At 60.2% G+C, this 26,539-nt stretch carries 21 protein-coding genes and 1 pseudogene; 10 read left to right on the top strand and 12 right to left on the bottom strand.

What is annotated here, in order from left to right:
• The first annotated feature begins 144 nt into the window (after nucleotides 1-144).
• Genes JW030_RS11795 through JW030_RS11810 form a run of 4 tightly spaced genes read left to right on the top strand, consistent with a single transcriptional unit; the run spans nucleotide 145 to nucleotide 4,921 of the window.
• A complete protein-coding gene (locus JW030_RS11795; protein WP_188045636.1) occupies nucleotides 145-1,362 on the top strand; it encodes a hypothetical protein in 1,218 nt (405 codons plus the stop codon).
• A complete protein-coding gene (locus JW030_RS11800; protein WP_188045635.1) occupies nucleotides 1,363-2,535 on the top strand; it encodes a hypothetical protein in 1,173 nt (390 codons plus the stop codon). It abuts the gene before it with no gap.
• A gap of 2 nt (nucleotides 2,536-2,537) precedes the next feature.
• On the top strand, nucleotides 2,538-3,704 hold the full coding sequence (locus JW030_RS11805; RefSeq protein WP_206348567.1) for a glycosyltransferase: 1,167 nt from the start codon (nucleotides 2,538-2,540) through the stop codon (nucleotides 3,702-3,704).
• Nucleotides 3,701-4,921, top strand: a complete 1,221-nt coding sequence (locus JW030_RS11810; protein WP_188045633.1) for a hypothetical protein — start codon at nucleotides 3,701-3,703, stop codon at nucleotides 4,919-4,921. The genes JW030_RS11805 and JW030_RS11810 overlap by 4 nt, the downstream gene beginning before the upstream one ends.
• Here the strand turns inward: JW030_RS11810 and JW030_RS11815 are convergent.
• The gene (locus tag JW030_RS11815; RefSeq protein WP_241095453.1) at nucleotides 4,918-6,048 is read right to left on the bottom strand and encodes an acyltransferase; all 1,131 of its coding nucleotides are present in this window, start codon (nucleotides 6,046-6,048) and stop codon (nucleotides 4,918-4,920) included. The two genes, JW030_RS11810 and JW030_RS11815, sit on opposite strands and share 4 nt — an antisense overlap.
• A gap of 85 nt (nucleotides 6,049-6,133) precedes the next feature.
• Between JW030_RS11815 and JW030_RS11820 the strand changes: the two genes are divergently transcribed.
• On the top strand, nucleotides 6,134-7,219 hold the full coding sequence (locus JW030_RS11820; protein ID WP_188045632.1) for a glycosyltransferase: 1,086 nt from the start codon (nucleotides 6,134-6,136) through the stop codon (nucleotides 7,217-7,219).
• 10 nt (nucleotides 7,220-7,229) lie between these two features.
• On the opposite strand, the gene JW030_RS11825 is transcribed toward JW030_RS11820, so the two are convergent.
• The 4 genes from JW030_RS11825 to JW030_RS11840 form a co-directional block, all read right to left on the bottom strand.
• Entirely contained in the window at nucleotides 7,230-9,026 is a 1,797-nt protein-coding gene (locus tag JW030_RS11825; protein WP_188045631.1) for an ABC transporter ATP-binding protein, read from the bottom strand.
• Between the two features lie 35 nt (nucleotides 9,027-9,061).
• A complete protein-coding gene (locus JW030_RS11830) occupies nucleotides 9,062-10,171 on the bottom strand; it encodes a DegT/DnrJ/EryC1/StrS aminotransferase family protein (protein ID WP_188045630.1) in 1,110 nt (369 codons plus the stop codon).
• Nucleotides 10,172-10,263: 92 nt separating this feature from the next.
• The gene (locus JW030_RS11835; protein ID WP_188045629.1) at nucleotides 10,264-11,241 is read right to left on the bottom strand and encodes a glycosyltransferase family 2 protein; all 978 of its coding nucleotides are present in this window, start codon (nucleotides 11,239-11,241) and stop codon (nucleotides 10,264-10,266) included.
• Nucleotides 11,238-12,746, bottom strand: coding sequence for a DUF2142 domain-containing protein (locus JW030_RS11840; RefSeq protein WP_188045628.1), 1,509 nt, complete (start codon nucleotides 12,744-12,746; stop codon nucleotides 11,238-11,240). Before JW030_RS11840 ends, JW030_RS11835 begins: the two co-directional genes overlap by 4 nt.
• 177 nt (nucleotides 12,747-12,923) lie before the next feature.
• Between JW030_RS11840 and JW030_RS11845 the strand changes: the two genes are divergently transcribed.
• The 3 genes from JW030_RS11845 to JW030_RS11855 are packed head-to-tail and all read left to right on the top strand — an operon-like array spanning nucleotide 12,924 to nucleotide 14,744.
• Complete coding sequence (locus tag JW030_RS11845) at nucleotides 12,924-13,628, top strand: glycosyltransferase family 2 protein (protein WP_188045627.1); 705 nt, start codon at nucleotides 12,924-12,926, stop codon at nucleotides 13,626-13,628.
• Nucleotides 13,629-13,635: 7 nt separating this feature from the next.
• Nucleotides 13,636-13,995: a DUF2304 domain-containing protein gene (locus JW030_RS11850; RefSeq protein WP_188045626.1), complete on the top strand. Its 360-nt coding sequence runs from the start codon at nucleotides 13,636-13,638 to the stop codon at nucleotides 13,993-13,995.
• On the top strand, nucleotides 13,992-14,744 hold the full coding sequence (locus JW030_RS11855) for a DapH/DapD/GlmU-related protein (protein ID WP_188045625.1): 753 nt from the start codon (nucleotides 13,992-13,994) through the stop codon (nucleotides 14,742-14,744). Before JW030_RS11850 ends, JW030_RS11855 begins: the two co-directional genes overlap by 4 nt.
• Before the next feature lie 218 nt (nucleotides 14,745-14,962).
• On the opposite strand, the gene JW030_RS13610 is transcribed toward JW030_RS11855, so the two are convergent.
• Nucleotides 14,963-15,094, bottom strand: a complete 132-nt coding sequence (locus tag JW030_RS13610) for a hypothetical protein (protein WP_256434448.1) — start codon at nucleotides 15,092-15,094, stop codon at nucleotides 14,963-14,965.
• On the opposite strand from JW030_RS13610, the pseudogene JW030_RS11860 reads away from it, so the two are divergent.
• Nucleotides 15,035-16,151: pseudogene (locus JW030_RS11860) on the top strand (IS3 family transposase). The gene JW030_RS13610 and the pseudogene JW030_RS11860 overlap by 60 nt on opposite strands.
• Nucleotides 16,152-16,234: 83 nt before the next feature.
• On the opposite strand, the gene JW030_RS11865 reads toward JW030_RS11860, so the two are convergent.
• A complete protein-coding gene (locus JW030_RS11865; protein ID WP_206348568.1) occupies nucleotides 16,235-18,490 on the bottom strand; it encodes an LGFP repeat-containing protein in 2,256 nt (751 codons plus the stop codon).
• A 655-nt stretch (nucleotides 18,491-19,145) separates the two neighbouring features.
• Here JW030_RS11865 and JW030_RS11870 point away from each other — a divergent pair.
• Entirely contained in the window at nucleotides 19,146-20,693 is a 1,548-nt protein-coding gene (locus JW030_RS11870) for a DUF2142 domain-containing protein (RefSeq protein WP_241095633.1), read from the top strand.
• 525 nt (nucleotides 20,694-21,218) lie between these two features.
• Here the strand turns inward: JW030_RS11870 and JW030_RS11875 are convergent.
• The 5 genes from JW030_RS11875 to JW030_RS11895 are packed head-to-tail and all read right to left on the bottom strand — an operon-like array spanning nucleotide 21,219 to nucleotide 26,482.
• Complete coding sequence (locus JW030_RS11875; protein WP_188045621.1) at nucleotides 21,219-22,406, bottom strand: polysaccharide ABC transporter ATP-binding protein; 1,188 nt, start codon at nucleotides 22,404-22,406, stop codon at nucleotides 21,219-21,221.
• A 4-nt stretch (nucleotides 22,407-22,410) separates the two neighbouring features.
• Nucleotides 22,411-23,310, bottom strand: coding sequence for an ABC transporter permease (locus JW030_RS11880; RefSeq protein WP_188045620.1), 900 nt, complete (start codon nucleotides 23,308-23,310; stop codon nucleotides 22,411-22,413).
• Nucleotides 23,303-24,346 carry a glycosyltransferase family A protein gene (locus tag JW030_RS11885; RefSeq protein WP_188045619.1) on the bottom strand — a complete coding sequence of 348 codons (1,044 nt, stop codon included), beginning with the start codon at nucleotides 24,344-24,346 and terminating at the stop codon, nucleotides 23,303-23,305. The genes JW030_RS11880 and JW030_RS11885 overlap by 8 nt, the downstream gene beginning before the upstream one ends.
• Nucleotides 24,337-25,269 carry an NAD-dependent epimerase/dehydratase family protein gene (locus JW030_RS11890; RefSeq protein ID WP_188045618.1) on the bottom strand — a complete coding sequence of 311 codons (933 nt, stop codon included), beginning with the start codon at nucleotides 25,267-25,269 and terminating at the stop codon, nucleotides 24,337-24,339. Before JW030_RS11890 ends, JW030_RS11885 begins: the two co-directional genes overlap by 10 nt.
• A complete protein-coding gene (locus JW030_RS11895) occupies nucleotides 25,262-26,482 on the bottom strand; it encodes a glycosyltransferase family 1 protein (RefSeq protein WP_188045617.1) in 1,221 nt (406 codons plus the stop codon). The genes JW030_RS11890 and JW030_RS11895 overlap by 8 nt, the downstream gene beginning before the upstream one ends.
• Between the last annotated feature and the right edge of the window lie 57 nt (nucleotides 26,483-26,539).

Here is a 26,539-nt window from a genome sequence, read left to right on the forward strand (position 1 = left end):
CATTCAAGCTGCTCACGCAAAATACGATGTTGCCCCATAGTAGACGGAGACCAAGCCCGCCCAAGTACCTTCGCAGGAGGCCGGCGCCGACTGTCGGTAGACTTTGCGCATGGAGCTTAGGAGCCGAGCGGACACCGTCACACCGTGAATCGTAATGAACTCCCTGCATGGGTGAATGCCGCGATCGATCGGATCGCCGATTCACCCATGAGCCTGCTGGGCAGGCTCGTCGCGAAACGGCTCGGAAGTCCTGCTCCGTTCGGGAGCATCCCCGCGACGGTATTCGAGCAGAAACCCCTTCGCGTCCTGATTGCCCCGGTGAACTTCTCTGGCCAAGGCACGGCATGGTCGAGGTCACTCGAGCAAGTAGACCCTGAAATTTCCGCACGGAACATGGCTATTGAGGTGCCCGGAGGTTTCTCGTTTCAGGCCGACCTTCTCGTCCCGGTGGGGACGTACCACAACGACTCCGACTGGCAGCAACGTCAACTGGAAGCCGCCTCTCAAGCGACGCACGTACTCATTGAGGCAGAAGAGCCGCCATTTGGCCGTCTCTTCGGCCGGTCGGTAACCGCACAGGCAACCGCGCTCCTCGAACGAGGTGTGGACGTGGCATATCTCGCTCACGGCACCGACGCCCGGCTGCCTTCGCGCCACATCGCCGGCAACCCGCTGTCCTACTATGACGATCCTGCCGTGTACCGGCCACGCGCCGAGCAGCTGGCCGCACGGAACATCGCGTTGGTCGAGGACAGCTGCCGGCCAGCGTTCGTCTCCACCCCAGATCTGCTCGTCGATCTGCCCCAGGCACGCTGGTGCCCTGTCGCGGTCGACACGGCACGCTGGGCCGTCCCCCTCCGCGCGCCCAGAACGGCGGGGACCCCGCTTCGCGTTGTGCACGCGCCGTCCGTCGCGGGCTACAAGGGCACGCCGCTTATTCTGCCGACGCTGGAGAAGCTTGCCGCCGAGGGCGTCATCGAGTTCAGTCTTGTGCAAGGCGTTCCCTCTGCCGCAATGCCGACCCGTTTTGCCAAAGCCGACGTCATGCTCGACCAGTTCCGTGCCGGATCATACGGCGTTGCCGCGTGTGAGGCGATGGCCGCCGGGTGCGTCGCAGTTGGGCAGGTGTCTGAGCAGGTGCGAAGCCACGTGCGCGCCGAGACAGGACTCGAACTTCCGATCGTGGAAGCCAGCCCCGACACGCTTGAACACGTGCTGCGCGAGCTCGCAGCTCGTCCAGACCTTCGCCCCGCCTCAGAGCAGAGCACCACGTTCGTTCGCGAAGTTCACGACGGCCGACTCGCCGCTCGTGTGCTCCGCGACAGCTGGATCCGTCCGGCGACCCCCGAAAGGAACCAGTAGATGCACCCGGCGATTGAGCGCTTGTGGAACGCTGTGCCGAAGTTCGCACAGGACGCGATTGCCTCGGGCGTCGACCGGGCACGAGGAGTCACCCCGCCCCCGCCCCCGATTCCCGATCCGGAAAAGCCGATTCGCCTGTTGATCGGACCCGCAAACTACGCCGGCCAGGGATACCAGTGGGCACGCGCAGCCGAGGCGAGCGGGATCGTCTCAGCAAAGAACTTTGTGCACAAGGCGAATAACCCTCTGCAGTACCCAACTGACTACACAATGTCCTGGCGGACCGCCGAGCACTCGCGCGCCTGGCAACGGGCCATGTTCGAGGCGCTGTCCAACAACTACACGCATGTGCTCATCGAAGCGTGCTTCCCCATCCTCGGCGGGCTCTACGGCGGCGACATGCGCAAGCAGATCGCGCTGCTGCGTCAGGCCGGCCTCAAGATTGGCTTCGTCGGTCACGGCACAGACGTCCGCCTTCCGTCACGCCACGCCGCGAATAACGAGTGGTCCTACTTTCAAGATGACTCCTGGATTCAGCCGGCCCTGGTTGAGGCAGTGGTGAACAAGAATCTCGAGCTGATCGCAGAGATGAACGCGCCGACATTCGTCTCTACCGCAGGCCTGTTGCTCGATCTTCCCGAAGCGCACTTCCTGGGGGTCATCATTGACCCGGCCAAGTGGGCGAACTCGGAACCGCTGCTCGTGCGCGATCGCATCCGGGTGGTACACGCGCCGACCAATCCGATTCCCAAGGGCACCACCCTCATCGAGCCGATTGCCCGGCGCCTGCATGAAGAGGGACTCATCGATTACATCGAGCTCCGGGGCATCCCCAATGACCAGATGCCCGCGGTGTTCGCTGGTGCCGACGTCATCCTGGACCAGTTCCGAGGCGGCGACTACGGCGTTGCCGCCTGCGAGACGATGGCGTCAGGACGCCTCGTCCTGGCGCAGGTGAGCGAGCAGGTGCGTGACGAGGTGGCCTCGCACGCCAAGATGCACCTTCCCATTCCGGAAACGACGGCCGGCAACCTCGAGGCCAGGCTTCGCGACATCGTCGCCCGTCGCGACTACTACCGACAGATCGCCGCGCAGGGCCCCGAGTTTGTCAATCGCTTGCACAACGGCGACTTTTCTCGCGCAGTGATCATGCAGCACTTCCTCGAGGCCTAGTCGTGCGCGTCGTCATCGCGTCTCGCATCTATCGGCCAGAGCCCTCTGCAGCCTCGCTTTTCTTGGGGAGTGTGGCCGACGCGATGCTCGCAGACGGCCACGAGGTCGAGGTATTGACAGCGAGGCCATTGCCGGGTCTTGGCGACGGCTCTCACGGTGAGCGCGTTCGAACCTTTCCAGTTCTGCGCGACAAGAGCGGCTACGTTCGCGGCTACGTCCAGTACATGAGCTTTGATCTTCCGCTCGCGTTTCGTTTGCTCTTCACCAGGCGCCCCGCTGCGGTCTTTGTCGAGCCTCCCCCCACCACTGGGGCCGTCGTACGCGTTATCTGTGCGCTGAGGCGCATTCCGTATGTCTACGACGCGGCCGACATTTGGTCCGACGCCGCAGGCCACGCGACGAGTTCAGGGGTCGTGGTGCGCATACTGCGCACGATCGAGCGATTTGCAATGCGCGGGGCGACCGAGATGGTCACCATTTCACAGGGAGTGATCGATCGGACGCGAGAGCTCGGCGTCCATAGCCCCATGACGGTGACTGGTTTCGGCGCCGACACCTCAGTCTTTACCTACTCCGACGATGTGGTCGAGCGGACCTTCATCTACGCGGGTACCTACACCGGCCTGCACGGTGCCGAGATCCTGATCGAAGCGTTCGCTCAGTTCACAGCGACGCACCCCGGCCATCGCCTTCGATTCATCGGAAACGGCACGGGTCAGGAATCGATGCGCGCACGTGCGACAGAGCTTGGAATCGATGGCGCCGTGGAGTTTGCAGCATCCGTCGACGCGGCAGATCTGCGTCCCCAGCTCGCCAGATCGCTCGCGAGCCTCGCCACCCTGCACCCCGACGGCGGCTACGAGTACGCCTTCACGTCAAAAATATACTCATCTCTTGCGACTGGCTGCCCCGTGATCTTCGCGGGCCCAGGTCCCACCAACCTGTTTATCTCAGAGGCCCCGCGTCACGTGCCCGTCGGCGTCGCGGTTCAGTACGATGCGAGCGCTATCGCTCAGGCAATGCGAGACGTCGCCGATCGCCCACTCCAGCCCGCACAGCGCCGTAGCATTGCCGAGTGGACCGCGGCCACTCATTCCATGAACGCTGTCGCCCGCAGGGTGACGCAGGTAATTGCTGGAGTTGTTCGAAAGCAAAGGGACGCGACGTGAGCCAGCTCTTCACCAGGCTCGCCGATTGGGCGATGAAGCACCGCTCACAGATGCCGTCCTGGATGGGCCGCGCAATGGAGTCGGCAGCGCGAAACCCTGACGGGATGATCGGGCGACTCAGCTCGAAGTTGCTCGGCGGCGGCGGGGTGGCTCCGGTGACAGAGGTTCCGACGGCCCCGATCCGGGCCTACATCGCTCCTACTAACTACTCTGGCCAGGGCTTCGCCTGGGCTCGCGCGCTTGAACGCACGGACGAGTCGATCGGCGCCCGAAACGCGGCGGTTGAGCTCCCCGGCGGCTTCGCTTTCCCCGCCGACACACTCGTTCCCATCGCCGCGGTCAACGGCTCGGCCGAGTGGGCCGCCGCCGAGTGGGAGGCCGCGCGTCAGTTCACCCACGTTCTGGTCGAAGCCGAACGCTCGATGTTCGGCAAGCAGTTTGGCCGGGACCTCGAACACGAAGTGGCGGCCCTGCAGCTCGCAGGCGCCTCGGTCGCCTTCATCTGCCATGGGACGGACATTCGCGACCCGGACCGCCATGCTGAACTGACACCGTGGTCGATGTACCCGGAGGATCCACGCACCGACACCCTGCGCGCCGATGCCCGGAAGAACCTCGCGCTCCTGCGCCGGCAAGGCCTCCCCGTCTTCATCTCGACTCCGGATCTGATCACCGACGTGCCTGAGGCATTCTGGTGCCCGGTGGTGCTCGACACGACCCGATTCGCCACCTCAGCACCGGTCTTCGCTGAGGGTCCGGTGCGAGTCGTGCACGTCTCGAGCAACCCCCTGGTGAAAGGCAGCCACTACATCGAGCCTGCGCTCGCCCCGCTCATTGCGAGCGGGGACGTTGCCTACAGTCTCATCACGGGCACCCCTGCTTCAGAGATGCCGACGGTGTTTGCGCAGTCAGACATCGTCGTCGACCAGTTCCGAGCGGGCTCATACGGCGTTGCTGCATGCGAGGCAATGGCAGCTGGCCGCGTCGTTGTCGGGCATGTGCTCCCGTCGGTTCGCTCATATATTGAGCGCGAGACGGGGCTCGCCTTGCCAATCGTCGAGGCAACCCCCGACACGCTTCGCCAGGTTGTCGCTGAGCTTGTGCAGGATCAGCCTCGCGTTCGGGCGCTCGCTGCAGCCGGCGTCGAATACGTGTCAACAGTCCACACTGGGCAACGCAGCGCGCAGTCTCTGCTCAAAAATTGGATCCGCCGCTAGGCCGTCACTGCTAGCGCGCGCAGATCCTTCTGGTCTTTCCACCTACGCATGCGCCGCTCGACCGGACGCTCGACGAAGCTATGCAGGGCCCAAGCCAGCACGAGGTCGAGCGCGAAGATCGCAAACATCCAACCCAGGTTTCGCCAGGAAGGTTCCTGGTATCCGAAGATGCGAAGCGCCAGATAGATCATGGTCGCGTGCACCAGGTAGAACGCGAATGACCATTCGCCGAGCTTGATCTGGGGCCCGAGCTCGAAGATCGAGCGACGCCCGTTCAGCGCACGCATAGTAAGCGAGACGATGGCAAGCCCGACCGCCACGGTGAACACCTCGTTGCCGAAATCCGCGAACGGCGAAAACACGGGGTACCGTGTCGACGCCACGACGAGCATTACGGTGACAGCCAACGATCCCACTCCGACAACCGGGTTGAGGCGTGGACGCCAACCCGAACGCATGGCCCAAGCGAGCGCCATACCGAGGAGGAACTCGGGAATCCGGGTAATCGGCATCGGCACCAGCGCTAGCCAGGAGTCAGGCCAGAGCACCATGCCTGCCCGATACCCTAACGCCCACACGATCGCGAGACCGGCTACACCCAGAGCGCCTCGCTTTGCGAGCGGGGTGAGCACACGAGAAATCCAGGGGTACAGCGCGTAGAAGAGCGCCTCTACCGTGAGCGTCCAGGCAGCAGGGTTTCCCGAGAACAGGATCGCCGGGTTCGCGAACCAGCCCTGCAGCAGTACGACTGAGAGCAGCAAGATTCCGAGGTCGAAGGGCTTCAGGAAGCTGCCCTCGGGAATCGGATCCCAAGTGTAGAACACCAACACTGCAAGCACTAAGGCAACCATGTGCGCCGGCCAGATCCGCGCGAAGCGGCGCCAGTAGAAGGTCGATGTCGGCACGCCTGGGCGCATAGACCAGGTCAATACAAATCCCGAGAGCACGAAGAAGAACGTGACGCCGAGGTAGCCCTGACCAAAGATCGCGTCAATTGAGCCCGGCAGCGGCGCAAAGACCTGAATGTGGTACAGGAACACCATGAATGCCGCCCACCAGCGCAGCCCCGTCAACGCATCGAGACGCTGCGTGGGAAGAGCGAGCGTCGCAGAGGTATTTGGTGTCACAGAGGTCCAATCGGAGTTCGTCCAGCGTCCTCAATTCTACTTGAGCGGCGGGTCACCCCAGAGAACACTAATGTAGCATCGAGGGATGACAGACTTGCTCGTCGATGTGACCATCGCCGTACATTCCTCGACGAGGCCCATAGCTCGAGCGGTCGGTTCAGTCCTCGACAACACTGCCGCCGCCGTTCGAGTAAATGTGGTGGCTCACAACATCGACCCAGAGGTCATTCGCGCCAATCTCGGAGATTACGCCGACGACCCCCGGGTTCGCCTGCTCGCATTGACCGACAACATTCCGTCGCCCGCCGGCCCTATGAATTTTGGGTTTGAGCATTCCACTGCTCCCTTCGTTTCCCTCATGGGATCGGACGACGAGCTCGCTCCGGGCGCGATCGATTCTTGGCTTGCGCTGCAAAAAGAAACCGGAGCCGAAGCAGTGTTGGCTCGCATTCAGCTCGCAACCGGACGCACCGACCCCTATCCCCCGGTGCGCGCGGGACGACGCAGCCGCGCGCTCGACGGCCGCAAAGATCGCCTCGCGTACCGGAGTGCCCCTTTGGGGCTCATCGACCGCCGCCGGTTCGGCGATCTTCGCCTGTCTGTCGGGCTCCCTTCCGGGGAAGACCTCAACTACTCCCTGACCCTCTGGTTCACGGGCAAGCGACTCGCCTACGACCTGAATGGCCCCGCCTACGTAATCAACGACGATGCGGGAGACCGGGTCACTTCAGCGCCACGCCCGTTAGCCGAGGACTTCGCGTTCTTGGACGAGCTCGAAAGCCTCCCCTGGTTCACCCAGGCGAGCAAACCCGAGCGCACGGCGATCGCCGCAAAGCTCATTCGGATTCACATCTTTGACGCCGTCCTTGCGCGCACACGGAGCGGCGAGGCCCTGGCCGAGAACCGCGCCGACCTCCTCGCCTTGCTCGACCGCTTTGAACGCATCGCCCCCAAGGTGACCCGACTGCTCTCGCGCGCCGACCGGGCGGTCTTCAGTGATCTGCAGAGCTTGGAAAGTACGCCCGAGAGCATCGCGCTCCGCCTCGATGCTCGCCATCTCTACCTCTCGGTGCCGACGCTCCTCACGAGCAACCCGATGTTCGCGCTGCACCGCCAGGCGCCCTTTCGCACGCTATTCGCGGGCTACAGGATCTTGAACCGCGGGTACTAAGTCCCGAGTTCTAGTCGTCCAACATCCCGGCAAGGCCCGCGAGCGCGACCTGCTCGCCGAATGCCGGGAGCTTCCTAGCGACCTCGCTGAAGGTGCCCTGCGCGACAATTACGCCGTTGTCGAGGTAGCAGACGCGATCGTAATCCTTGATAGTCGACAACCGGTGAGCCACTGAAATCAGCGTCACCTCTCCGAGCAGGCTCTGGATGGACTTCGTGACCTCGTCCTCGGTCTTGGTATCGAGCGAGCTGGTCGCCTCGTCGAGCACCAGTACCAGCGGGTCGCTGTAGAGCGCACGAGCGATGCCCAGACGCTGCTGCTGACCACCCGACAGCGAGACGCCGCGCTCCCCGATGCGTTCATCAATGCCAGCTGCACGCGATCCGATCAACGAGCCAAGCTGCGCGCGCTCGAGCGCGTGAATCACGCGATCACGGTCGACCTCTCCGCCCCACGTCAGCGCGACGTTCTGCGCGATCGTGCCATCGAAAAGTGCGACGCGCTGCGGGACATACCCGACGCGACCACGCCATTGGCGCAGCACCGACTGCAGGGGTTCTTCATCGAGCGTAATCTCGCCCGAGGAGGGCTGGCTGAGGCCGAGCAAGAGGTCAATGAGGGTCGACTTGCCCGCACCTGAGGGGCCGACGATGCCGATGGAACTGCCCAAGGGAATCTCCAGGGAGAGCCCACGGATGACGTCGTCCTCCGCTTTCGGGTACCGAAACCGAACGTCCGTGAGCTGCAAGCTTCGCGGGGAATCGGAAAGCACAGCGGTATCCGCCGGAGCCTGCGAGGTCCGCATGTCCTGCTCCGCAGCGACGAGATCCCCGATGACGTCGAGGGCACCGGGTGTGCTCGCGGTGGCCTGAACGATGCCGCCTTGCAAGCCCGTGAGCGCAGGAATCAGTCGGAAGCCCGTCGTGGCGAAGAGTGCGACAGAGCCCAGAGCGCCGGCCATCCCTCCCTGCCAATACGCGACGCCTCCGATAAGCAGGATCCCGCCAACCAACGCCGCCTCGAACGCAAATCCGGGCAGAATGCCAAGGAAGGATCCGTTCGCGCGAGCGCGCGCACCGTGACGGCGATTCTCGGTCACCATGTCGGCAACCTCGCCGAGGCGGTTGCGGAGGCTGAGCTCTTTCAGCGCCTCGATCATCTCAGTCATCAGGATGGCAACGCGATAGCCGTAGTGCAGGTTGACCTGGCCTGCCTCGAGCGCCCGTTTGGTGACCACGAAGTGCACAATCATTGTCACTGCCGACAGGTAGACGAGCGCGATTACCGACGTCACCGGATCTGCGAAGACGAGAACACCCAATACGAGCACGAACGTGAAGAACGAGCTCGGGATCCGCATGATGGGAAGCACGAAGCCGGCCATCGTGTTTGCGATTCCCGCATCCGCGATTCTCGTGATCTCGGCAATCGAACGCTTGGAGCGCTCCTCCCAGCTGGAGTTGATGTACGCCCGGAAGAGCCGGTCGCCAATCTCGAGCTCGTACTTTGCAAAGCGACGCGTCGCGAACCACTGCAGCACGACGTTCAGCACCGACTTCAAGATCATGAGAAGCAGCGCCACGAGCACAAATCCCGGCGCAGCCTCGGCCGGCAGCTCGCCGACGACCGGCAGCTTAATCGAAGCACCGGTGATCGCTGGCCCGATCACCACTGCAAGCAGGCCCATCGCAACCGCGTCGATCAGAGTAATGAGGCTGGTCGCCACGATATAGCCGACAAAGTACCGCTGGGCGCCCAGGGGCAGCAGCGGGAGGAGCTGTCGGAGAACTCTCCAGATGGACTTCATAGTGTCAGCACATTCTCGCGATGCGAAAAGGGCGCTTACGCACCCGCTTTCACTACCGCGGTTACGGCAGCAATTATGCGATCAAGATCGCCCGCAGTGACCGACGGGTGGACCGGGAGCGACAGCACCTCGCTCGCAGCGCGCTCGGTCTCGGGAAGCTCGAGACCCGGGGCGTACTTGGCGAGCGAGGGCAGGCGGTGGTTCGGAATCGGATAGTAGACCCCGGAACCAACGTTGTGCTCAGCCTTGAGCGCGTCGCGAATGCGGTCGCGCTCGGCCGCGTCGACGCGAATCGTGTACTGGTGGTAGACGTGCACGGCCTCGGCTGCGACGTAGGGGGTCGTCACCCCCGCCACACCGGCAAGCCCGGCGTCGAGCGTTGCGGCGTTGCTCTGACGCTGCGCGGTCCAAGCGTCGACCTTTGTCAGCTGGACTCGTCCGATTGCGGCGTGGACGTCGGTCATTCGCGCGTTGAAGCCGATGACCTCGTTGGCGTACTGAGTCTCCATGCCCTGGTTACGCAAGAGGCGGACGTTGCGGGCGATCTCGCTCGTCGCGCAGGTGACCATTCCGCCCTCGCCCGAGGTCATGTTCTTCGTCGGATAGAGGCTGAACATTCCGAAGTCGCCGATGGCACCGACCGGCCGACCATTCCAGCTCGCGCCGTGCGCCTGAGCCGCGTCCTCGTAGATCGCGAGCCCGTGTTCAGCCGCGATCGCTTCAATCTGGTCGACGAGGAAGGGGTGGCCGTAGAGGTGCACCGGCATGATGCCCTTGGTGCGGGGGGTGATCGATGCACGCACTGACTCGGGGTCAAGGGTAAACGTGTTCGGTTCGATGTCCGCAAACACCGGCGTCGCGCCGGTCAGGGCAACCGAGTTGCCAGTGGCAGCGAAGGTAAAAGAGGGGACGATGACTTCGTCGCCCGCGCCGACGCCCGCTGCGAGAAGGCCAAGGTGCTGGCCGCTCGTGCCAGAGTTTACCGCGACGGTCTCGCGCCCCTGCACAAAGTGCTCCGCGAATTCCTGCTCGAACGCAGCAACTTCGGGGCCTTGGGCGATCATTCCCGAACGCAAGACACGGTCGACCGCTTCACGCTCTTTGTCGCCAATAATCGGCTTCGCCGCGGGGATGAATTCACCCATTTGCTGACCTGCTTTCACTACGTTCCTGAATAATTCGGATTCGCGCATTAGCTTACTTGCCAGAAGAAGCGCAGCCTGGACACTACTCGGGCTCAAACCGGCTGCAGCAGGTTGCGCACCGCGTCCTTGAGCCCCGTCCCATATGCGCGATAGCGCCCCAGGCGCAGCTGTGCAAGAATCGGGGACAACCGCCGTACTCGAGATTCGGGGTAGGTCTGACGCGCCTCCTCGAAGGCAAACTTCTCAAGCGCCATTGCCCGGTAGTTCCCTGGGACCCCCTCAATACGGCCGATGCGGGAGGCGAGAGCTTCTGCCCGGAGGTACAGCCGACGGTTGCGTTCTGTCCGAGGCTGCCTGAACATGCCAAGCCGTCGCGCAATCGTCATCTTGCTCATTCCGACCTGGTTGTTGCCGTGCTGGCGGTAGTCAGTGAGCGACTCGTCCAGCATGCGAACGCCATCACGAGCTGCGGCGACAACGGCGAGCCACTCGTCGTGCAACCAGGAGTCGGGAAACGGAGCTGCGAGCTCGGCCACTGACCGGCGAAACATGACCGTTGCGCCAGTGGCGAGGTTGCGTCGCAAGAACTGCTCGAATGCGCGACCCTGCTCGACCAGCGAACGCTCGGAGGCGCTCATCCCTAGGGCCGCGAAAAGCTCGTGACCGAGATATGCGCCATGCTCGTCGACCTGACGCGCGTTGCTAAACACAAGCAACACGGCTGGGTCGTCGAACTGAGCCGCCAGGCGTTCAATTCGCTGCGGATGCCACACATCGTCCTGATCGCACAAAGCGACCAGCTCACCTGAGCAATGTGCGATTGCCTGCGCGAAGTTCTGCGTGACGCGCAAAGGGACATCGTTGCGCAGGACTGTGAGCTGCGGAGCCGTCCCGAACGCCGCTTCTTGGGCGGCCACCGCAGCCTCTACGATCGCGACCGTGCGATCCTGCGATGCATCATCGGACAGCACGATCTCGTCTACTGGCCGCGTCTGCGCAAGGATCGACCTGATCTGTTCCGCGACGTACTGGGCGCCATTATGGGTGCCGAGCGCGACTGAGATCCTCACGGTTGCCGAATCTCCTGCGGCATGAGCTTGCGGCCAGCGTTTGAGAAGAGGAGAGCATACATTCCGAGGAGGAACAGCGCGAAGGATGCGCTTCCTGCGACCCAAACCGTCATCGGTTCGATCGGCAGGGACCACCACCACTCTTTGTTGAGGTTCAGGTTCAGCGAGCCTACGTCTTCCCCAGTTATGTAACGTCGCATGTTCGTGTGCAATGCAAGCGCATTCGCCAACGAGACCCCGAGCACGATAGCGACACCCTGCAGTCGGCCGAGCCCGAGATCGTCCCGTTTCATGCCCATGAGCGCAACCCCGACGAACATGACGAGCAGCGGCAGCACATACCGAGGCTGCACCTCATCGCCGACGCGAGCTTGCATGCCGTGCAGCACATAGAGCGGGAACGCTGCGAGCGAAAAGGCGACAATTGCGAGCGCAATCGCCTTGCGGCGCTCAAGCACGTGCACGCCCCAGAAAACCACGGCGAAGAAGACCCCAATCATCACGATGAATACCGTGGCCGGCAGCTTGGTATCGATCCACCCCAAGCCCCAAGTACCGAGATTTCCCGCCCACAATGACGGCAAGAGCAAGATGTTCTGCACCAGCAGCGAGAACGGCGAGTCAGCCGCCCCGGCCACGACGCCTGGCTCGGCAAAGTCTTGCGCTGCGCCAACCGCTGCCGCGCCAGTCGCTTGGTTCGAGCTGAGGAAGAAAAAAGCGCCAATGACGATGAGAATCCCCGGGAGGACGAGTCGCCACGCCCACTCGCGGCTCTTCTCGAATGTGAGCACCGTCGCGACGACTGCCGCCACCGCGACATACACCGCCGCGTCGCCACGGGATCCGGCCCCCATGACCCCCAGCAATACCGCCAGCACCGCGAGGGCGATTCGACGACCTCGGCTCTGCGCAGTGAAGTACCCATATGTCGCGAGCCAGACGCCCAGGCCCGAGAGAATGGCCCAGCTACTTGGATTGACGCTGGGAATCAGGAAGACGCCGAGCGGAATCAGGGTGACAACCGCCGACCAAAACAGCGGCCCCCGCTGTCCCGGGCGCAGCAGCACAAATAGCGTGGCGAACGTGAGCACGAAGATCAACGCGTTCAACATTCTCATCATGATTGTCGACGTCGCGACGTCGTCGCTGACCAGGGTGCCCATTGTCGCGTAGAAGATCGGCGGGTAGCTGTTTGCAAAGTTGCCGCGCGCAGTTGAGACGTTCGAGTCGTTGGACACCGCGCAAGCCGCGCTCTGCTCGGGCTGCTTCGCGAAGCACAGGGCAGAGTAGGTGATTTCAGCAGGCACTGCCCGCTCCCCTGCAGAGGCGCCCGCCTCGCACTGACCGGCTTCTTCTCCCCAGGCGCACCAGATGCTTGCGAGGTGGAAGTCGTCGTCAGGCGCGGCACCGACGGGGGAAGCCAAAGCCCAACTGCCGAGTCCGACAAATGCAAAAATACCGAATACTCCGACGAGTGCGACCCGCACCCAACGACTGCGCTCCATGTACGTGCGTTCCTCCCGTGCCGCCCGGCAATGCCAATTCAGATCAGTTCCGCACAACAATTACGTCGGCGCCCGCGTTCGAATGCATCTCTCCTGGAATTCTAGCCGCGCGAATCTGGGGCCACCGATGCTTACCCGACCACAGGCAAAAGAGGCATCGTCTGTCAGACTAGGCGTATGAGCTTTGAGATAGTCGGATCGGGAACGGTCGACTCTGGGAACCGAGATGTCTGGGTGATCATCCCCCTGTACAACGAAGCCACCGTAATCGGCGAGGTAATCGCCGGCCTCCTCACCGTTTTCCCCAATATCGTTTGCATCGATGACGGGTCCCATGACGGCTCCGGCGTGATCGCTCGGGCGGCAGGTGCGCGCGTCGCGACGCATCCCATTAATCTCGGACAGGGCGCCTCGCTCCAGACCGGATTTGAGTATGCGCTTGAGCGAGATGCGCAGTATGCCGTCACGTTTGACGCCGATGGCCAGCACCGTGTCGAGGACGCGTCAGCCATGGTCGATCGTGCTCGAGCTGAGGATCTTGCGATCGTGTTCGGCTCAAGATTCCTTGACGACCGCACGAAGCCCGGCTTATTGAAGCGTGTCGTGCTGAAGACCGCGGTGTTTGTGACCAATTGGACGACGAAGACTCGTCTCACTGACGCACACAACGGCCTGCGAACCATCCGCCAGGATGCGCTTCGCCAAGTAAAGCTCAAGCAGGATCGCATGGCACACGGCACCGAGATCATCATGCAGCTCGGCCGCACCCGGCTTCCTTACGCCGAGCAACCAGTCGAGGTGCTCTATACCGACTATTCACGGGCCAAGGGGCAGTCCCTCTTGAACTCCATCAATATCTTGATCGAACTGATTACCCGATAGAGGCAACATGACGGTATTCCAGCTACTTCTCATCATCATTGTTGCGCTCGCAACGGTACTCGTGCTGCGTCGACTTTCGGGCGATCGCTCCCTCGCGATCAAGCGACTCCTGGCTGCGCTCTTCGCGGCGGTGGCGTTAATCGCGATAGTGTTCCCCGAGGCGCTGACCCGGGTAGCGAATCTGCTGGGCATCGGCCGGGGTACCGACCTTCTCCTCTACGTGGCAATCATCGGCGCAATGCTGTTTGTATGGGCGACTATTCGCTCTCGTGCACGGCAAGACGCGAAAGTTACCGAACTCGCGCGCGCGGTCGCCCTCATGGAGGCGCGACTCACCGAAGGCAGAAGCGATCGAGGGAACTCATGACTGACCAGAAAATCAGCCGCCAGGCCTACATCGGACCCGGCGTCGTTCTCGGCGAACGGGTCACCATCGGTCCCGGCGCGGTATTGCTTGGGCCATGTGTCATCGGAGATGATGTCTATATCGGGGCCGGTGCGCTGCTCGGCGCTCCCCCTGAAATGACGGATCAGCCCCAGAACGCCGCATGGACTGGTGATCTAGCGCATGCAGGGGTCGTCATTGGTAACGGGGCTGTCATCCGCGAGGGCGCCGTCATTCACCAGGGCAGCTATCGTGCGACGACGGTCGGCGCCCGCTCGTGGATCTTGAACCGCGTGTATCTCGCGCATGATGTACTGGTGGGCGAGGACAGCACAGTGAGCGCGGGGGTGAGCATCGGGGGCCACTGCGTGATTGGCGACCGCGTGAATATCGGCATGAACGCGGTTGTACACCAACGAACCTTCGTGTCCAATGGCTGCATGGTCGGTATGGGAACTCCGCTCAATAGGGATTTACCGCCTTTTGTCAAAGCTTACGGTTCACCGGTAAGAATCCACGGGGTAAACTCGGTCGGATTGAGCCGCGCTGGAGTTCAAGAAGAACAGGCGGAAGCCTTACTGCTCGCTTATCAGGCGGGGGATCTCCTCCTAAACGGCACATTTGAGAATTGGACCGATAGCCTTGCGGTAGCGATTGCAGAATGGCGCTCGAGAGAGAAGCGGCGCGTGGCACGACTCGCAAAGGAAATTGGCTCTCACAATTCAGCATAAGTCGAGAGAGATTTGTTTAGTGAATCTCGCCGCTGCGCCATAACCTTCGCCTTCCAGCAACACCTTGGCAGACAACTTCTGGAGCTCTGCGACAAGGCGCTGCCCGCTAGTCGACGTTGCGCCTGGGGTCTGCTGCAAGGTTCGGTCACATCTTGACCTGACCTACAGTTTGGTTTCCACTCTGACCTGACCTATAGTTTGGTTTCCACTCAAGGTAGCTAGTTGATGGCCTTCATGAAAGGCTCACCCACATGCCACGCCCCTACCCACCAGAGTTCCGCGAACGTGCGATAGCGCTCGTCCGCGAGGGCCGACAGATCAAGCAAACCGCCGCCGATCTCGGCATCCACGAGGTCACGCTGCATTCCTGGCTTCGGCAAGACAGTATCGACAACGGACGCAGGCCCGGCAGATCTACCGGCGAAGACGCGGAGCTGCGGGCAGCACGAGGCCGGATCAGGCAGCTCGAACAAGAGCTCAACATCGTGAAATTGGCCTCGAAATGGTTGGCAGAGGAGGAACACGTCGACCCAAAAGGGCGCACCCGGTGATCGATCGTCTCGTCGATACCGGGGCACCCGTCGAGACCTGTTGCCGACTCCTGGGTGTCTCCAGGCAGGGCTACTACCGGTACCGGAAACGCCCCACGAGTTCCACGCAGTTGCGTCGGCAGTGGCTCACGGGTCTGATCCGTGAAATCCACACGGCCTCGCGCGGAAGGTACGGATACCGCCGCATTCATGCCGAGCTCACTATCGGGATGGAGATCCCGTGTTCGGCTCGGCTGATCTCGGTGCTGATGACTACGAGCGGCATCTACGGGCTCCCTGGCCCGACTCGGGTGAAGCTGTTGAAAGGGGTGGTACTGCTGATGACCTTGTGCATCGCAAGTTCCACCGGCTCACGCCGGATGAGCTCTGGGTGACGGATATCACGGAGCATCCGACGCGGGAAGGAAAGATTTTCTGCGCGGCGGTGCTTGACGCGTGCAGCCGAAAGATCGTCGGTTGGGCGATCGATTCGAAGCAAGATTCAACGCTTGTGGCGAATGCCCTCGACATGGCGCTCCGCGCGCGAACACCAGCCCCAGGGGGAATCGTCCGCGCTGATCACGGGGTCAAGTTCACCTCGTGGGCGTTCACGCAGAAGATTCGTTCTGCAGGCCTTCTGCCTTCGTTCGGAACCGTCGGTGATGCACTCGATAACGCAATGATGGAATCGTTCTGATCAGCGATGCAGATCGAGCTGCTCAACCGAAAGAAATGGAGAACTCGGGTTGAGCTCGCCAACGCGATATTCGAGTACATCGAGGTGTTCTACAATCGCAAACGAAGGCATTCATCGTGGGGCTATCAAACGCCCACGGACTTTGATCTCGCCCTCTCAAAACAGTTGACATCCGCCTGAAGCTAGCGACCGAAAATGGAAACCAAACTATAGGTCAGGTCAGCCTGTGACTTAACCGCGCAGCAGACTCCTCAGAGAATCACCTAGTTAAAGGTGACTTTCACCCCACCGAAAGGCGTCCAGGTTAACGTTCCTCCTTCAAACAGCTGAGTAGCTGTGCCATCTACGCGACGCTCAGGGCCTATCGGGAAACGAAGCTGGCTCTTGGGTCCACCCATCGCGAGGTAGGTCCCTCGAATCGCCCCATTAATTACCGAGGCACCCGTGGCATTGGTCCAGTAGGCCGTGCCACCCTCAAATTCTTGCCGTGACGCCCCGTTTGCTCGAACCTCCGGGCCGACCGGGTATCCGAGGTAACTGGTTGGTCCACCCTCCGCCACATAAAGCGCCCGAATCGCCCCATTAATTACCGAGGCACCCGTGGCATTGGTCCAGTAGGCCGTGCCACCCTCAAATTCTTGCCGTGACGCCCCGTTTGCTCGAACCTCCGGGCCGACCGGGTATCCGAGGTAACTGGTTGGTCCACCCTCCGCCACATAAAGCGCCCGAATCGCCCCATTAATTACCGAGGCACCCGTGGCATTGGTCCAGTAGGCCGTGCCACCCTCAAATTCTTGCCGTGACGCCCCGTTTGCTCGAACCTCCGGGCCGACCGGGTATCCGAGGTAACTGGTTGGTCCACCCTCCGCCACATAAAGCGCCCGAATCGCCCCATTAATTACCGAGGCACCCGTGGCATTGGTCCAGTAGGCCGTGCCACCCTCAAATTCCTGCCGTGACGCCCCGTTTGCTCGAACCTCCGGGCCGACCGGGTATCCGAGGTAACTGGTTGGTCCACCCTCCGCCACATAAAGCGCCCGAATCGCCCCATTAATTACCGAGGCACCCGTGGCATTGGTCCAGTAGGCCGTGCCACCCTCAAATTCCTGCCGTGACGCCCCGTTTGCTCGAACCTCAGATGCGAGTGGGTATCCGAGGTAGCCAGTAGGTCCGCCTTCAGCGAAGTAAAGCGCATGAATTGCACCATTAACGATGGTTGTTCCAGTACGATTCATCCAAAAGAGAGTGCCTCCTTGGAACTGTTGCTGCGATGCGCCATTCTGGCGATACTCAACACCTATTGGATAACCAAGATAGCTAGCCGGACCACCTTCTGCAAGGTACGTAGCTCGGATTGCACCAGTAATTGCAGCAGCACCTGACGCTGCGGTCCAATACGCTGTCCCACCAACAAACTCTTGACGCGAAACACTATTTGCCCTCACTTCCGTACCCAGGGGTTGCCCCAGGTATCCCTGAACCCCGCCTTCGATGAGATACAAAGATCGAATTGCGCCTGTGACTGCGCCAAATCCATCTGCAGGGCTCCAGTAAAGAATGCCCCCCGTAAATGATTGCGACACAAGGCCATTCGCGGAGTAAGCGGCTGAAGAAGTCGGTCGGCCATACTCTCCAGAGAGGCCCCCATTTACGTCGTGAAACGGCTGCAATGCTGGATGGACCTGGATTCCCTGCGTGCTGCCAAACCAAGATGTGTAGAACGAGAAAAAGTTGCGGTTCCCATACGTGGAACAGGAATCCCCAGTACCCCAGCCTGCTTCAAGCGCCGCCTGGTTCGGACGATACGGAGTATAAATATACAAAGCCGCCGTGGCCCAGTTCTCAATGTACACCTGCGACGATCCGCAATTCGGGTTTGGGTGCCACTGAATCGTATTAGTCTGGAATGCGCGATAGCGGTAACTCGCCGGCTGCGCCTTGTAGACCTTGAACTGCCAGGCCGCACGATACACCTGATTGAAGAATCCTAGCTGTGCCGGGTCGCAGTTTGCGCTGTAGTCAGGGCCCGAATCAGGGCAACCATAGCCCATCGCAACATCGAGCTGTCGCTTGAACGGCCAACTGTCAGATATAAGCGATTGTTCCTTCTCCAACATGACCAAAAGAACCTTCTGGCTGATCCCGCACACCTGCCCAACTCGCGAAATAATTTGTGATGCGCTCTCGCCAGGGACACCGGTGTAGGCGCCGCAATATGCGTTGGCGGGCTTACTCAAAGTTGAGACAGTGAAATTTCGAAGGCATGTGTCAGCGACCTGGTTGCTGCCGTAGACAGCCCCAGGAGCCCGTCCCGGGTCGCCAATCGTGCAACGAGGCACTTTCTGCTCAAGAAACGATTGCACCTCGCCGGCGGTCATAGCTTGTCCGTCGTAAAAGAGAGAATCAGAAATGATATTTCCTGGGCTAAACCCTGAGATTGGGGCTGCATTGGCGATTCCAGGTGCCACCAGAAAGCCCAGCGCGAGGAGTCCTGCCGTCGCTACTGACGCAAACCGCACGGCTCGACTCTTCACGTTTCTCAATAGTGGTCCCCGTTCGAAATCGCACGCACTAACTACCTTCAATATACACTTGAGGGTACGGAAAAGTGATTTCCGAGAACTGTCAGGAAACAAGGTCGCCCAAAACTCACGGCGGCCGGGGGCGCTCCCCCGGCCCTGTTTAGGACAGATGTCGGTGGACTCGGGAGAGACGAGGGATTTCCGGTGAGCCAGACAGCAGCTTGCGTGAGCAAATTGCCAAACTCACCGGCCGGTCCGCTCTGTCGAGAACATTTGAAGCGCCGGAGCCAGGCCGGGCCTCTCCACATGAAGTATCCATATGTCCCATATCGGAGGCTGTACTCGAGGTTAGGCCGAGTCCACTCTGCTGCAGAGCCCTGCGTTACGATCGAGTTGACTAAGGATAGACGTCTGCGCAGGTCGACGAGATACGTCTGGGGCCCGTGGAGCTAAAAGCTGAGGCTAGACCGGCACGAGACTTTGAGTGTAGCGGGTCAGAAGGTGCATCGAGGAGCTACAGCGATGGTGGTGTTCTAGTCGTTCGCGACAGCTTTCCTGAGCGCAGAGGGCACGAGTTAGAGGGTCATTGTTCGTGAAGAATACGCGAGAGAGTTGAGCACAGGTGGGAAATAGTCGATGGAAGCGCATGGCAATGGCTTGCGCTGTTGCGGTTTTCGCCTTTATCGGGCTCGGCAGCTGGGCGGTCGCCTCACCTGTTGGGTCCTCACCCGATGATGACTACCACCTAGTGAGCATCTGGTGCGCCTGGGGCGATCGAGAGGGCTTGTGTGCGCCTGGCTCGTCAGAAAATGAACGAACCGTTCCACATGAGTTGATGCAATGGCCGCGGTGCTATTTGGAAGATAGCACCCAAAGCGGAGATTGCACTATATCGAGCGAGAACGTTTCTACGGATCGAGGAGACTTTGCACAAAACTATCCTCCTGTCTATTATCGCGTCATGGGCTTGTTCGCAAGTGACAATATTGAAGCCTCTACGCTGATAATGCGGCTAGTGAACTCTACGATTTTCGTAGGGGCAGTGGTACTGCTTTTTACGCTATTGCGGCCAGGGCAACGAGGGCCACTTCTCTGGACTATTGCTGCCGGCCTTGTTCCGTTGGGTATATTCATTGTGCCGAGCACAAACCCCAGTAGTTGGGCGATTTTGTCAGGCCTAACAGTTTGGATTGCCCTTGCCGGCTACTTTGTAGCCACCTCCAAAATTCGACAGTTTGGACTGGGAGCATTCGCGGTAGTTGTTGCCATCATGGGAGCTGGCGCGCGCGGAGACGTGGGCATATTCATGGTCATCGCGGCAGGCGCTGCCAGCATTCTGACATTCCAGCCGACTAGAGACTGGCTCAGGCGATTGTTCGTTCCAGTTATCGTGGCAATTATTGGGATTGCGTTCTTCCTAACTACTGGGCAGTCGACTGATTACGCTGCTACTACCGTCACGCAAGTTCAAGCGACGGGCGGCGGTGGAGCAACAGAAACGGCGGGCCCAACGTGGGCTTTCCTACTAGAGAACTTGACACTAATTCCATCACTTTGGGCCGGCAGCTTGGGAACTTGGGATATCGGATGGTTCGAGGTTGAGCTACCTGAGACAATCTCGATTGTTATGATTGGCGCGTTCTCGGCCCTTGCATACATGGGAATTCGCAAGATGGATTGGCGCAAGGGATTGACGCTCGGCCTTCTCCTGCTCGCATTGTTTGCAATCCCATCCTACGTTCTTTATGGGCTCCAGGTCTTGGTCGGCACAGAAGTTCAGCCTAGATATCTCTTACCGTTGGTGCTTATTTCAATTGGAATTGCACTATACGGATTCGAGCGCGACGACCTGGGCTTGACCACAATTCAGGCTTTGGTTCTTATAGTAGGTGTTTCGGTTGCGAATTCACTGGCCCTATTCAAGACGATGCGTCGATATATCACCGGGACTGACTACACCGGGCTCAACCTTAACGCCAACGTGGAGTGGTGGTGGCAAATCCCTTTGTCTCCGATGGCAGCATGGGCCGCAGGGAGCTTGACGTTCTTCTTAGCATTGATTGGCGCCTACATTTTGATCCGAACTCGTCCCGCCGAGAAGCCTCTGCCTGGTGGACGAAGCGATAGCGTGAAGGAAGAAGTGAACGGGCCTCTGCCCTTCACCTCGTCCGGAAAAGGGCAGAGGCCACTGCACGGTTAGGGCGCGTCCAATAATGTGGGCTGCTGCGGTGATTTCGGACAGCAGAACCAAGTAATTCTAATATGCTGCCAATGCTGGAAGCATATGACCAGCGTCGACTTCGATGTGTCGTCGATAGCCGAGCTCGGAGTGCCGGCAATGACTGGCCACCAGGGCCCGAACTCGGATAGGTATCCCCGCGCTGCTCGAACGGAGCACCCGATCGAGTCGAGCCCGATCTGGGTCGTCGTCGCGGCTTGATTGAGGGCGTCAGCGACTAGCTCGGCGCGCAAGTGACCGGCTATGGAGCTGCCCGTCTCTCTCTTTGAGCGGCAATCAACGACGGTGGCGAGGTCGATGAACCCCCGCCCTGTGTGGATGTAGGCAGAATCGGGCTCTTCACAAACGCGAATGTAGAATCGCCTGGCCCCCCTCAAGGAGCGCGCCGACGACGTGGCTGGCGAGGTTGCCAATAGGAGTAGGCGACTTCAGGCCACTTCTACAGTCCCGTCGATGAAGACCAATAAACCCTCCGAGCTCGTCGGGTTAGTCAACTACCACCGTCGTTCGGTACTGCATATCCCCCTGCCCCACCAGATCCGGTGGCATGTTGATATCCCATTTGCTTACATACTTGTCGTGCACTTCCCCCGAAGGAGAAGCTACCGCGGCATCCAACTTGATGCGACTCGAGCCAAAGTTGACGCCCGGGATCGTGAATTCAACTCGGTGGCGACCCGCCTGCTCTGGAAGCGGTCCTGGGAGCACATTTGTATCCGCTCGATACGCTGAATGCCCCAGAGGAGTACTGAAGTTAATCCCGCACATCCACGGGCCAGCCTTGTGGATCTCTACTTCGACCCTCACCCGAAGAGTATCCCCTACATGCACCAGGGCAGACAGCTGATCCCGGTCGAGATTCTCTACTGTCAGCGAAAGCACTTCAACTGGAGGCTGCGAAGCAGGTAGCTTGCCTGCCTTTTCAGCGCGCACTGCTTCGCGGAACTCGAAAGTATCCCGAAGCACGCGAATCGCGATGCCCACGTCACCGTCATGAACGGCCTTCCCCGAATCAAGGACTACGGCTCGATTACAGACACTCGCAATCTGATCCGCCGAATGGCTAACGAGAACGATTGTTCGCCCTTCGGCCTGGAATTCGCTAATTCTCGACAAACACTTCCGTTGGAATGGCTCGTCTCCGACGGCTAGAACTTCATCTACAAGTAGCACATCTGGGTCCACATGCACCGCGACCGCGAACGCGAGCCTCACGTACATTCCGGAACTGTAGAACTTCACTTGGGTGTCGATGAAAGCCTCGAGTTCCGAGAAGGCGATAATCGAGTCGAGGTACCTATTGGTCTCGGCACGAGTGAGCCCGAGAATGGCCGCGTTGAGAAAGATGTTTTCTCGGCCGGTCAGATCCTGGTTGAAGCCCGCCCCGAGCTCAAGTAGCGCGGCTAGCCGCCCACGACGAAGCACCCGTCCACTCGTGGGCTCGAGAATTCCGCCGATGACTTTCAACAGTGTGCTCTTGCCCGAGCCGTTGTGACCGATCAGCCCAACCGTGTCTCCCATGCGAACCTCAGTGCTCACAGAATCAAGGGAGAGGAATTCTTCCTTCTTGGCCTGCGAGTTGGTCCGGAGGAGCCGCTCTTTGAGCGAACGGTCGTGCTGAATAAGAAAACGCTTTGTGACGTTTTCAACCTTGATTGCAGTAGTTGGTTCCAAAATTTCACAGCTCCTGGGCAAAACTGCCCTGCATCTTGAGGAAATAGCGGTGGGTAAAGAACAACAACACGCAGCTCACGAGCAACGTGATGAGCAAGTGCAGCACGAAGTCGCCATCCCACGTCTGTCCCGCTTCATAGCCCGCGCTCCAAAGAGCCTTCTGGAGCGCCAGAACTACGAGCGTGACCGGGTTTGACATGTACAAGTTCATCGCAAGGCCGCTGCCCAGGGCGCTCTGCACGAAGCTGAACGAGTACACGATCGGCGACGCCCAGAACAGTACCGACAGCAAGACCTCCACGAGGTGCTGAACGTCTCGCAGCCGAACATTTACGGCGGCAAGAAAAAGGCCGATCGCGAGCGAAAACACGATGAGGGTGAGGATTGCGAGTGGAATCAGCAGCAGATCCCAACTCCACCGCACGCTCCCGAACACTGCCACGGCGAGCAGGAGCACGGCGAGCTGGAACAGGAAGTTGAAGACCGAGGTGCCGACGGTGCTGAGTGGGAACAGCTCTCGTGGGAAGTACACCTTCTTCACGATGCCCGCGTTGTCCACTACCGAGGTGGTCATACTGTTGATTAGCTCCCCGAAAAGCGCCCACACGGTCAAGCCGATAAACACGAAAATCGCGAAGTCAGGGATGGCCCGGGCGACGCCCAGAATCTGTCCGATGGCGAAATAGTAGATCAGTAGCTGGACCAGCGGCCGGGCAAAGCTCCACAGGACGCCAAGCTTGCTGTTCTTGTATCGCGTACGAATCGAACTCGCGATCAGTTCAAACAGCAGTCCCCGAGCATTCCAGACATCTCGCCAGGAGCTCGCGACACCCGTGAAGAATCCGGCATGGTGCTCAAGCACCACGATTTCACTGCGCCCCTGGCGCCTTCCCGCATCAGTCATTGGAATTATCGCTCACGTTTTTTACCCCCGCTTGCTTGCCGCGATTCGGAACTGCCTTTCTTCGGGCCTCGAGTGAGTGTGCCGAAGCGCCGCCCGAGTTCGAAAGTTCGGATACAGCGCCGAGGTTGTGGTACTTCCATTTGCGCAAGTGAAATGCTGGGTTCATCACCAACCAGTAGAGCTTGCGGCGCAGCCCAAAGGAGGAATCCTGCACGATCCGGAGCGAGTCCGCGAGGATACCCCGAACGGTCAGCTTCAGCCGCGTCTTTGCGCTCACAGGGGACACATCGCGCCCAATCTCTCGAAGCGCGACCGTCTCATCAAAGATGCGCGGGCCGTACTCAGCAAGGGTGAGGTCATTTGAATGCTCGACCGCGGCCCCCGGAGCATAGGCTTTGAGGTACCCCGCCTGGAGGAGATCCAGCCCGAACAGCTGATCCTCTGCGTACCTGACGTCTCGGTAAGGGATGGTATTCAGAAGAAACTCTCGCCGCGCAGCGGAGTTCACATCTGAGTAGAACGCCTTCGCCGCCTGGAGCCCCGCGTCTTCCTTGTCCGAATCGTGGAGCTCATATACGGTCGCTCCCAGGTCGCTGCCCAAGCCAGAAAAAACAGCGTTGATCTCATACTTGAGGAGCGGGAAGCAGTTGCTACGGGGAATCTGCTTTCCCATTACCGCGACGATTTTGGTCGAGTACGCGAACGGGGCAACCATTTCTGAGGCCCACTGAGGGTGCACAGGCACGGCGTCGTGTGTCAGATACGCGATCACCTCGCCTGTCGCGAGCTGGGCTGCCAAGTTCCGGGTCCGCCCGTGCCCGAACTCGTCATTGGGGATTCGCACTAGCCTCGCCTCGTCGAACTCGGCCACAATGTCTAAGGTGGCATCGGTTGAGCCCGAATCGATAACCAGAACGTCTATCGTGTGCGAGTATTCCTGCCGCCGCAACGATTCAAGAATCTGACGGAGATAGTCCTCCCCGTTGTAGGTCAAGATCGCCACCGTAAGCGTTGGCTGTGATAGATCTAGCGACATTGCGAGCGCACTTCCTGCCAGGTTTTGTCGACTCCGGTAGCGAAGTCGGTGAACTTGGGCGCCGAAAATTCTTCGATATACCGGTTGGTGTTGAGCGTGATTCGATCGACGAAAGTTGCAGGCTTGGGCGCTTCGACGACCTCAAAGTCGCGTCCCACGACTTCACGAATGGTGGCCAGCACTGAGGCGACGCTGCGGCCCTCGCCGCTGCCGAGGTTGTAGACGCTCGACAAGCTCCCCTGATGCACGACAGTCTCAATCATGTCGACCAGATCTTCGACGTAGATATAGTCCCGAACCATAGATCCGTCTCCCAGCTGGGTTACCGGCAAGCCGAGCGCAATCTGCCGCAAAACAATTGGGATCAAACCCTGCTTTCGATTGACGTGCTGGCGCGGCCCGAACGGATTCGAAATTCGAAACGTTGTGCTCTCGAGCGCATATTTTGTTCGAAAGTACCGAAGATAGTTTTCAATGGAGAGTTTCCCGATCGCATACGGAGAGATTGGAAGAGTTGGGTCGAGTTCCGAGTACGAGTCGCGCCCTGACTCGCCATAAATCGCGCCCCCGGTCGAGGCGAAGTACACGTGCTCGACTCCTGCTTCGACGGCAAGCCTCATGAGTTCGATGCTCTGCGTGACGTTCGTCCGCAAGTCGAAGGACGGATCTCGCTCCGCGGTGGCCGGCGTCGAGGTCGAAAGAAAATGAAAGAGCAGCTGCTGCCCTTTGACCGCCTCACGCAAGTCGTCGGTGTTCAGGAAGTCTCCGCGAAGCTGCCTCGCCTCTTCGCGATAGAGGCGCGTCCCCGCGCTGAATCGATCGAACGCGGTCACCTCATGACCCGCCATCACCAGGCTATCGACGAGGTGCGAGCCGATGAATCCATTCGCGCCTACAACGACCGCCCGCTTATGCTCAGCCAACGCGCATCGCCTTCTCGAGAGCGGAGAGGAACTGTTGCCCAGAATCGTTCCAGGTGTGCGTGGGTGCGCCTGCGGCCAGCGCCACCGGATCCTGTGCGCGCTCGAAAACCTCAAGCAGCCTGCGTGCCATCGCGTGAGGCGTCGGCGCAACGAACTCAATCCCCGGATGGTTCGAAACCAGCCTGTTGTTCGCTCCGTCATTCACCACCGGCACCACACCCGCCGCAATAAGTTCCAGGGGCAGGAGGGACATGTTGGTGAGCGAGAGCACGAGACCCGCTCTGCAGCGGTTGTAGAGACCATTGAGATCGCTCAACGCCATCGCGCCATGGCTCTGATGAGGGAACGGAATGTCGAAGCTCGAGAGGTCCCAGCCGGCAAAATTGATTGTCACGTCAGGACGCATACGCGAGAACTCCTGCAGCACGAGCAGGCCAAACTCGAACGCACGCCGCTCCGTGACTGGGCGTGCATAAAAGAAAAGTTCGTCTCGTTCTGCGGTGTTCGTTACCGAGTAGTTGTCGGGTTCCGCAGCAAAATCGAAGTGGTCACATTCCATCCCGTAGTCTTCACCGAGCTTCCCGGGAAGCCATCCGCCTGCCGTTATGCCGTGGAAGCCGAAGCGGTAGGTGTTCTCCGCAAGCATCGTCTGGGTTCCAACAGGATAAAAACTCGGCTCGAAATCTTGGACGAAATAAAATCGCTTCGCGACATGGGTGTCGTTAAACACGGGATATGCCGTTTCCCAACCAGTCGCAAAGATGGCGTCAACTGACTTGGCGACGCCACGCGTTTCGTCGTACGGTTCAATCGAAGCGGAGATTTCTGGATAGGCATCAGACTTTTCCAACATCCGTTTCGTTTCCTCGAGCGAAGGCCCATTATTCGAGGTCGAGTAGAGATAGATTTTGCAGCGATGTCCAGCCTGTTCCGCGAAGTGGATGAACCGGAAGATATTCTGGTGGCCCCCGCTCGCCCGCCCTGGGGGAGACATTATCCACGCAAGCTCGAACGGCCCTTCCGTTTTCTGGGAGGTGAATCTCTCAGTTGGCTCAGTCCAGTCCGCCGCAAGTACCTGATGCGGGCTGACCATCATCTTGCCGTCCGCGCCAATCGACAGCAACCGGTTGCTCATGAAGGTGAAGACCCGTGCCAAAGTGCGTCGAGGGCCCTCTTCTCTCAGGAAGTACATTCCGCGCTTCAGCTTGTTCATTGGCACCTTCTGCAGCTCCAGCGAGCTAATCTACGATTCTTGAGGCCTGATCCGCAT

Source organism: Leucobacter sp. CX169 (assembly GCF_017161405.1).
Classification (GTDB): domain Bacteria; phylum Actinomycetota; class Actinomycetes; order Actinomycetales; family Microbacteriaceae; genus Cx-87.